Raw genomic sequence first — 6,705 nt, forward strand, 5'->3', positions numbered from 1 at the left:
CAGCCCACCGCCGGACGCTTCATAGATCTTCTGTTCCCGCAGTCCGTGCCAACGACGGTGCGCAAAGCGCTTCAAATCTAGCCGTCTCCGTACTACCCATAATCGTCAACAAGGGGCGCGCCGGCGCGACAACGCTCCGCAGGGGACTGCCACATGACGATCTTGCATATCGACCTCGACTATCTCGCCGATACGCTCGAGGAATTTCTCCAGATCCCCAGCCCGACCAGCTACACGGACAATATCGTCCAGCGATGCGGGCAGGAGCTTGACCGGCTCGGCGTACCGTTCGAGGTCACGCGGCGCGGCGCCATCCGGGCCGTCCTGCGCGGCAAGGAACGCCGGCCCGCACGCGCGGTCGCCGCGCATCTCGATACGCTCGGCGCGCAGGTCAAGAAGATCAAGGACAATGGACGCCTCTCGGTCGTGTCGATCGGCACGTGGAGCGCCCGCTTCGCTGAAGGCGCTCGCTGCACGATCTTCACCGATCAAGGCAGCTATCGCGGCACCATCCTGCCGCTGAAGTCATCGGGCCACACCTATGGCGACGAGGTCGACGATCAGCCTACGGGCTGGGCTCATGTGGAGGTGCGCGTCGACGCACGATGCTCCGGCGTGGAGGAGGCCAGGAAACTTGGCATCGAAGTCGGCGATATCGTCTCCGTCGACCCACAGCCCGAGTTTCTCGACAACGGCTATATCTGCTCGCGTCATCTCGACGACAAGGCCGGTGTCGCGGTCATGCTGGCCGCGCTCCAGGCGCTTATTCCGGTTCGCGACCAGCTGCCTGTGGATGTCTACTTCCTCTTCACCATCGAGGAAGAGGTGGGTGTGGGCGCGGCGAACATTTTGACCGAGGACGTTGCCGCGTTGATCGCCGTGGACAACGGAACGTCCGCGCCGGGACAGAACAGCGCCGAGTTCGGCGTAACGGTGGCAATGGCGGACCAAAGCGGCCCGTTCGACTATCACCTGACGCGGAAGCTCGTCCGGCTATGCCGGGAGAACGAGATCTACTACCAGAAAGACGTGTTCCGCCACTATCGGTCGGACGTCGCCTCGGCAGTTGAGGCAGGACACGATGTGCGCACGGCGTTGATCTGCTTCGGCGTTGATGCATCTCACGGCTGGGAGCGTATTCATATTCACGCGCTGCGATCGCTGGCGGAGCTGACGACGGCTTACCTCCTCAGTCCCGTCGCGTTCTTGCGCGATGCGGCCGAGATCGGGACGCTCAAGGACTTCACGGTTCAGCCCACGGAAGAAGCGCGGCAGGAGCTCACCTCCGACGTGCGGATCGAAGAGGACGAAGGCTCCAGCTAGCGGCGGCGCACCATACCGTCGTGCTTACCTTGCGCCTCAATGAAGATGCGCCGGACTTGGGGATGACGCCCCTTGATCGTTTGCTCCAGCGTGCTCACAGCCAGTTCCACGCGTTCGGAAGAGACGCCGTCGGCGAAGTCGACGCTGAGCGCCACTAGAATCTCGTGCGGCGCGAGATGCATGGTGCGTAATTCGTTGATGTTGATGATGTCGGGCACATCGCCAACGGTCTCACGAACTCCTTGGACGACCGCAGGACTTGCCGCCTCGCCGATCAGGAGGCCCTTGGTCTCAACTGCTAAGAAGATCGCCGTAACCGCCAGGATGACGCCGATCACGATCGAGGCGGCACCGTCGGCCCATTGAATCTCCAGCACGTGCGCGCTGAACACACCAATCGCCGCGGCGACGAGGCCCAGCATGGCGGCGGTATCTTCGAACAGCACGGTGAAGGTGGCCGGGTCCTTCGACTCGCGAACGGCGGTGAGAAAATCCTGGGGCCCTTGCACCTTGCGAAACTCCTTATAGGCGATGGTCCAGGCGATGGCCTCGAAGATGAACGCCGCGCCAAGCACGATGTAGTTGATGTGGGGGCTCGTGATGGGATGGGGGTGAAGGAGCTTGTTGATGCCCTCGTAGAACGAGATTCCTGCACCGATGGCGAAAATCAGAATGGCGACCACGAAAGCCCAGAAGAAGACTTCCGCGCCATAGCCGAAGGGGTGCGCATCATCGGGGGGCCGTTCGGAGCGCTTCATGCCATGCAGCAGGAGGCCCTGGTTGCCGGTATCGACCACCGAGTGCACGCCCTCCGACAGCATGGCCGAGGAGCCGGTGATGTATGCAGCGGCGAATTTGCTGACGGCAATGAGCGCGTTTGCGCCGAGCGCCGCAAAAATGACTTTCCGGGAATCGCTCTTCATTGCCCCCCCAACTGGGTCTGAAATCGGCAGGTCGTACCGCTACCATTTGCACTCATACACAATCGTCGCGCAACCAGACAGGTGAAGCGACCCGTGTCGTTCGTCCCGCACAACAAGACTTCTTGCGTAGAGCATCCCTAAGTAGCGCGCCGCATAGGGCCGTGCGACACTGCCCGCCAATTGGAGAGATGCGGGAGTTTCGATGGCGGACGACGACGAAAAGCTAAGCAAATCGACGATCCTCGGCATGGTCGCCATGGCGGTCGCCGTGTTCGTCGTCGCCAACGACTTTACCGCGCTGTCGGTCGCGCTCCCGGCAATCGAGAAGACCTTCGGCACGAGCGTCAATACCTCCCAATGGGTGATCAACGGCTACGCCATGGTGTTCGGCGTGGCCATCGTCACCGGCGGACGGCTTGCCGACATCTTCGGCCGCAGGCGCATCTTCTTCATCGGCTCGACCATCTTTGCCGGCTTCTCGGTGCTGGGCGGTTTCGCACCGAATATTTGGATGTTGCTCGCCTGCCGCTTTCTCATGGGCATCGGCGGCGCGATGATGTGGCCTGCCATTCTCGGCATGACGTTCAGTCTCATGCCGAGGAACAAGGCAGGGCTCGCGGGCGGACTGATCATGGGGTCGGCCGGCTTCGGCAATGCTTTCGGCCCGCTGCTGGGCGGCGTCCTGACCGACACTGTTGGCTGGCAATGGGTGTTCTTTCTCAACCTTCCCATCGCTCTGGCCGGGGTGCTCATCACCTATCTCGTCGTGCCGCGCGACGAGGACCGCAAGGATCACGAAGGTATCGACTATCTCGGCATGGCCGTGCTCACCATTGGCCTGTTCGCGATGCTGCTCGCGCTCGACCTCGGCACGCGCATGGGGTGGGACAGCCCAATCATTATCGGGCTGTTCGCGATGTCCGGCGTGGCGCTCGCCAAGTTCTTCTTCGTCGAGCGGCGCGCGGGCGACAGCGCACTAGTGCCCGACGACGTCATGGGCAATTTGAGCTTCACCGCCGCTTGCCTGACCGTCTTAATGATGTCGGCTATCTTCTTCGCCGCGCTGCTCTATCTGCCGCAGTTCATGTCGAAGGTGCTGAAGTTCAGCGCCATCGAATCTGGCGCAGGGCTGTTGCCCATGATGGGCACGTTCGCGCTGACGTCTTTCATCTCGGGGCGGCTCTACGCGAAGCTCGGATCCAAGGTCAGCGTCACCGGCGGCGCGCTGTTCCTGGCCGCAGGGATGTTCCTCCTGTCGCGCATCAGCCCCACAACGACTTACGACGATCTGATTCTCGGCATGGTCGTGCTCGGCATCGGTGTCGGGTTGTTCTACTCATCCATTACGACTGCCGGCATCACGGCGCTCGACCCGTCGCGGTCGAGCCTCGCCGGCGCAATCGTCTATATGTTCCAGATCGCCGGCGGGTCCATCGGGCTCGGCGCCAACACCGCGATCGTGCTAAGCGCGTCCAACATGGCCGAGGGCATCCACATCGCCTTCCTGGCCGACGCGATCCTAGCTGTTTGTGGCGCCGTCATTTCGCTTCTGTTCGTGGGCGGAACGCTCGACACGAAGAAGATCAAGGCCGCGTGGCATCACAGCCATCGCGCGCATGCTTGAGGCTGTTCTCATCGCCGATGCCTATTAAGAATCTTCGCCAGGTAGGCGTTTAGCGATTTACATGACCGAACCCCGCATGCGACATTAACCTCAAGATTCATTGGGGGAATTTTTCCATGCCAATTTGGCGTTCTCGCGCGCGGGGCATTGCCTGCGCCGCTTGCGCAGTTTTGATTGCGGCCGCATGCTTTGGTGCGCCGGCCGCATATGCTGCACCGGAATCTGTGACACTCGGGGCGGCGGCGATCATCAAGCCGAAATACGAAGGCTCCAACGAGCACGAAGTCATCCCCATCCCCATCATTATTCCGAAGTTCACCGAGAACCCCAATGACGATTCCGCGGTGACGGCAGTCCGCAAGCGCGTGAAATTTCGCGGGTTGGACGACATTCGCATTCGTGTGCTGGGCAGCGAGCGGTTTCAAATCGGCGCGGTGACCGGCTACATCACCAAGCGCGACCAAGACGACGGCGATCTCCTTAAGGGCTTAGGCGATATCGATGGCGGTCTCGTGCTCGGCGCTTATTCGGCCTTCACGTTTGGTGCCTTCACCTTCGATGCGGCTGTCATGGAGAAGGTCACCGGCGATGATGCCGGCCCCGAGTTCCGCCTCGGCATTGAGACCTCACGGCAGATCACCGAGCGCGTGAGTCTCGGCATCCGCGTCGGCACGACGATCGCTAGCGAAGACTACATGCAAACCTATTTCGGCGTGACGGCGGCCCAGAGCGGCAGATCGCGTGCGGGACTACCGGTCTACACGCCCGATGGCGGGGTCAAGGATGTCTTTGTAGCGGTTGGCTCGACGGTGGATCTGAACGACCGCTGGCTCTTGAAGGCCGGCGCGCGCTACGGGCGGCTGCTGGGTGATGCGGCGGACAGCCCCGTAATTGAGACCAAAGACCAAGTCTCCGGCACGATCGGGCTTGGCTACCGCTTCAGCTGGTGGCGCTAGGCCCTCGTCCGAAGACGATCCGATCGCGGTGAGTGGGTCGCGGAAAGCCGAAGGAAGTGGTGCCGCAGGAGGGATTCGAACCCCCGACCCCCGCATTACGAATGCGATGCTCTACCGACTGAGCTACTGCGGCCCCGTGCCCCGCGAACCGTGGTGACCTAGAGTCGTGGGGTAAAGCAAGCCTTGGGTTCCAGGCTCCAGGGCAATCTCGGCCCCAGTGCTTAATGCCTATATTGGGCTGGCGCAAGTTGGACGCCAGTGCCGGTCCCCTCCGCGCAATCAGCGAATCTGGGCAGCGCGCAAACGCTCAAGCGACATCTGAGTCTCTTCGGAGTCCGTGGACGCAACGCCAGGATCGTCCGGCGGCCGTGTTGGCGGGTGTTCAGTCCCGGCTTCATTGACCTTGGGCGCCTGCGCGTCCTCGGCCTTGCCGTCCTTCGGCTTCTCGTCATGCACCGTCGGGGTCACATCGACCACCGCAGGTGCCGCCGCGGGGTCTCGCGCCATGGCGCTGGCGTCCCTTGGCGTTTCCATCCTCTCTTCGATCAACGGCGTATCCTCGCCGCGGCCGATCGCATCGACAGGCGCCTGCCACTCGAATGCATCGATCGCGCCGGTGACCGGCGAAACCGGCAGCCAGCGGTCGGAAACATAGCCGTCGGCGATCCAGGCGCGGTCGCGCGGTGCCCGCAAGCCCCGCGCCAGCCATTCGCGCTCACGCCCCTTGTCACCCTCACCCGCTTCGATCCGAGCCATCAGCGTGCAAATGCGCGCGGACGGATGGTCCTCCAGATAAGGCGCCAGGACATCGCGCGCCTGCTGCCAGTCCTGCGCCTCGATGGCCGCGTCGGCGATGGCGAGCGCGCCTTCGATGTCGTCCGGCGTCAGGCCCGCGAGATATTCCACCCGCTTCAGGCGGTCCTTGGGCGACAGGCCGGGTTTGGCGAACGCATAGGCCAATGCCAGGTCGGGGTGGGGCGACAGCTTCCAAGTCCGTACGATCTGGCGCGAGGCAGCCCGGACTTCGCCTTTGGTCGTGAAGACGCGGCCGGCAAGTTCTGCGGCCGGCACAAGCGAGGGCGCAAGACGCAGCGCTTCGTTGGCAAGCGTCAGCGCCTTGTCCGGATCGGCGCTTTCCGCCTCGCGTGCCTCGGCCGCGAGCAGCACGGCGCGGCGGCGGTTGGCGGTGTCCGTATCCAGGTGACCGTTCTGCCGCGCGATGGCCAGCGTGTTCATTGCGCCTTCCCAATCGCCTGCGCGCGCTTGAATGTCGAACAGCGCGTTCACACCCCAGGCGAGTTTCGGATCGCGTTTGACCGCTTGCTCGGCAAGCGCATGCGCCGCGTGTTGGTCGTTGCCGCGCTTTGCTTCCAAGAACAGGCCGCGCACGCCTAGAAGCTGTGTCTCGGGCCGGTCCAGCATGGCCTCGAACGCGCGGCGCGCCGCAGCCGGGTCGCCCTTGAGCTGAGCGGCCTGCGCACGCAGCAAGGCCGTCAACGGCTCGCGCGGCAGATAGCGCCCCGCAATGCCGGCGTAACGCTGTGCCTGTGCGCGGTCACCGACGCCGATAGCCAAGAGCCCGTGCGACAGGGCGTCGAGGCCCTGCTGCCGCCGGCGCTCGCGCACATAAGATGTGACCGCCGCAGGCCGCGTCCACACATAGCGCAGAAACGCAAATGCAAGGATGCAAAACGAGGCAAGCGCAAGAACGGCGACCGCGGCCACGAAGGCGCTGGTCTCGATCTCGTAGCCCAGCCACTCGATCGTCACCGTGCCGGGCCGGTCGGCCAGCCAGCCAAGTCCCGCCGCGATTGCGACAATGAGAAGAACGAAAATCAGAATGCGGGTCATCTAGTTCTGCTCTTGTGGCTCCTCTTTC

Annotated in this window: 5 protein-coding genes and 1 tRNA gene; 3 read left to right on the plus strand and 3 right to left on the minus strand. The window is 63.2% G+C overall.

The window, feature by feature from the left end; translation table 11 throughout:
- The first annotated feature begins 153 nt into the window (after window positions 1–153).
- A complete protein-coding gene (locus ABY454_RS11790; protein WP_372930905.1) occupies window positions 154–1,323 on the plus strand; it encodes an osmoprotectant NAGGN system M42 family peptidase in 1,170 nt (389 codons plus the stop codon).
- On the opposite strand, the gene ABY454_RS11795 is transcribed toward ABY454_RS11790, so the two are convergent.
- Window positions 1,320–2,246 carry a cation diffusion facilitator family transporter gene (locus ABY454_RS11795; RefSeq protein ID WP_372930907.1) on the minus strand — a complete coding sequence of 309 codons (927 nt, stop codon included), beginning with the start codon at window positions 2,244–2,246 and terminating at the stop codon, window positions 1,320–1,322. The genes ABY454_RS11790 and ABY454_RS11795 overlap by 4 nt on opposite strands.
- A 202-nt stretch (window positions 2,247–2,448) precedes the next feature.
- Between ABY454_RS11795 and ABY454_RS11800 the strand changes: the two genes are divergently transcribed.
- Both ABY454_RS11800 and ABY454_RS11805 read left to right on the plus strand, forming a co-directional pair.
- A complete protein-coding gene (locus tag ABY454_RS11800; RefSeq protein WP_372930908.1) occupies window positions 2,449–3,870 on the plus strand; it encodes an MFS transporter in 1,422 nt (473 codons plus the stop codon).
- A 224-nt stretch (window positions 3,871–4,094) separates the two neighbouring features.
- A complete protein-coding gene (locus ABY454_RS11805) occupies window positions 4,095–4,826 on the plus strand; it encodes a MipA/OmpV family protein (RefSeq protein ID WP_372930910.1) in 732 nt (243 codons plus the stop codon).
- Between the two features lie 57 nt (window positions 4,827–4,883).
- Here the strand turns inward: ABY454_RS11805 and ABY454_RS11810 are convergent.
- Window positions 4,884–4,959 (minus strand) — tRNA-Thr (locus ABY454_RS11810).
- Window positions 4,960–5,105: 146 nt separating this feature from the next.
- Window positions 5,106–6,677 (minus strand): heme biosynthesis protein HemY, encoded by a 1,572-nt coding sequence (locus ABY454_RS11815; RefSeq protein ID WP_372930911.1) that lies wholly within the window; start codon window positions 6,675–6,677, stop codon window positions 5,106–5,108.
- Between the last annotated feature and the right edge of the window lie 28 nt (window positions 6,678–6,705).

The sequence above is a fragment of the Methyloceanibacter sp. genome (genome assembly GCF_041573655.1).
GTDB lineage: Bacteria > Pseudomonadota > Alphaproteobacteria > Rhizobiales > Methyloligellaceae > Methyloceanibacter.

Bases quoted from the DNA above. Each gene is read 5' to 3' on its own strand.
- ABY454_RS11800 (WP_372930908.1), top strand. From the start codon at position 2,449: ATGGCGGACGACGACGAAAAGCTAAGCAAATCGACGATCCTCGGCATG.
- ABY454_RS11815 (WP_372930911.1), bottom strand. From the start codon at position 6,677: ATGACCCGCATTCTGATTTTCGTTCTTCTCATTGTCGCAATCGCGGCG.
- ABY454_RS11790 (WP_372930905.1), top strand. From the start codon at position 154: ATGACGATCTTGCATATCGACCTCGACTATCTCGCCGATACGCTCGAG.
- ABY454_RS11795 (WP_372930907.1), bottom strand. From the start codon at position 2,246: ATGAAGAGCGATTCCCGGAAAGTCATTTTTGCGGCGCTCGGCGCAAAC.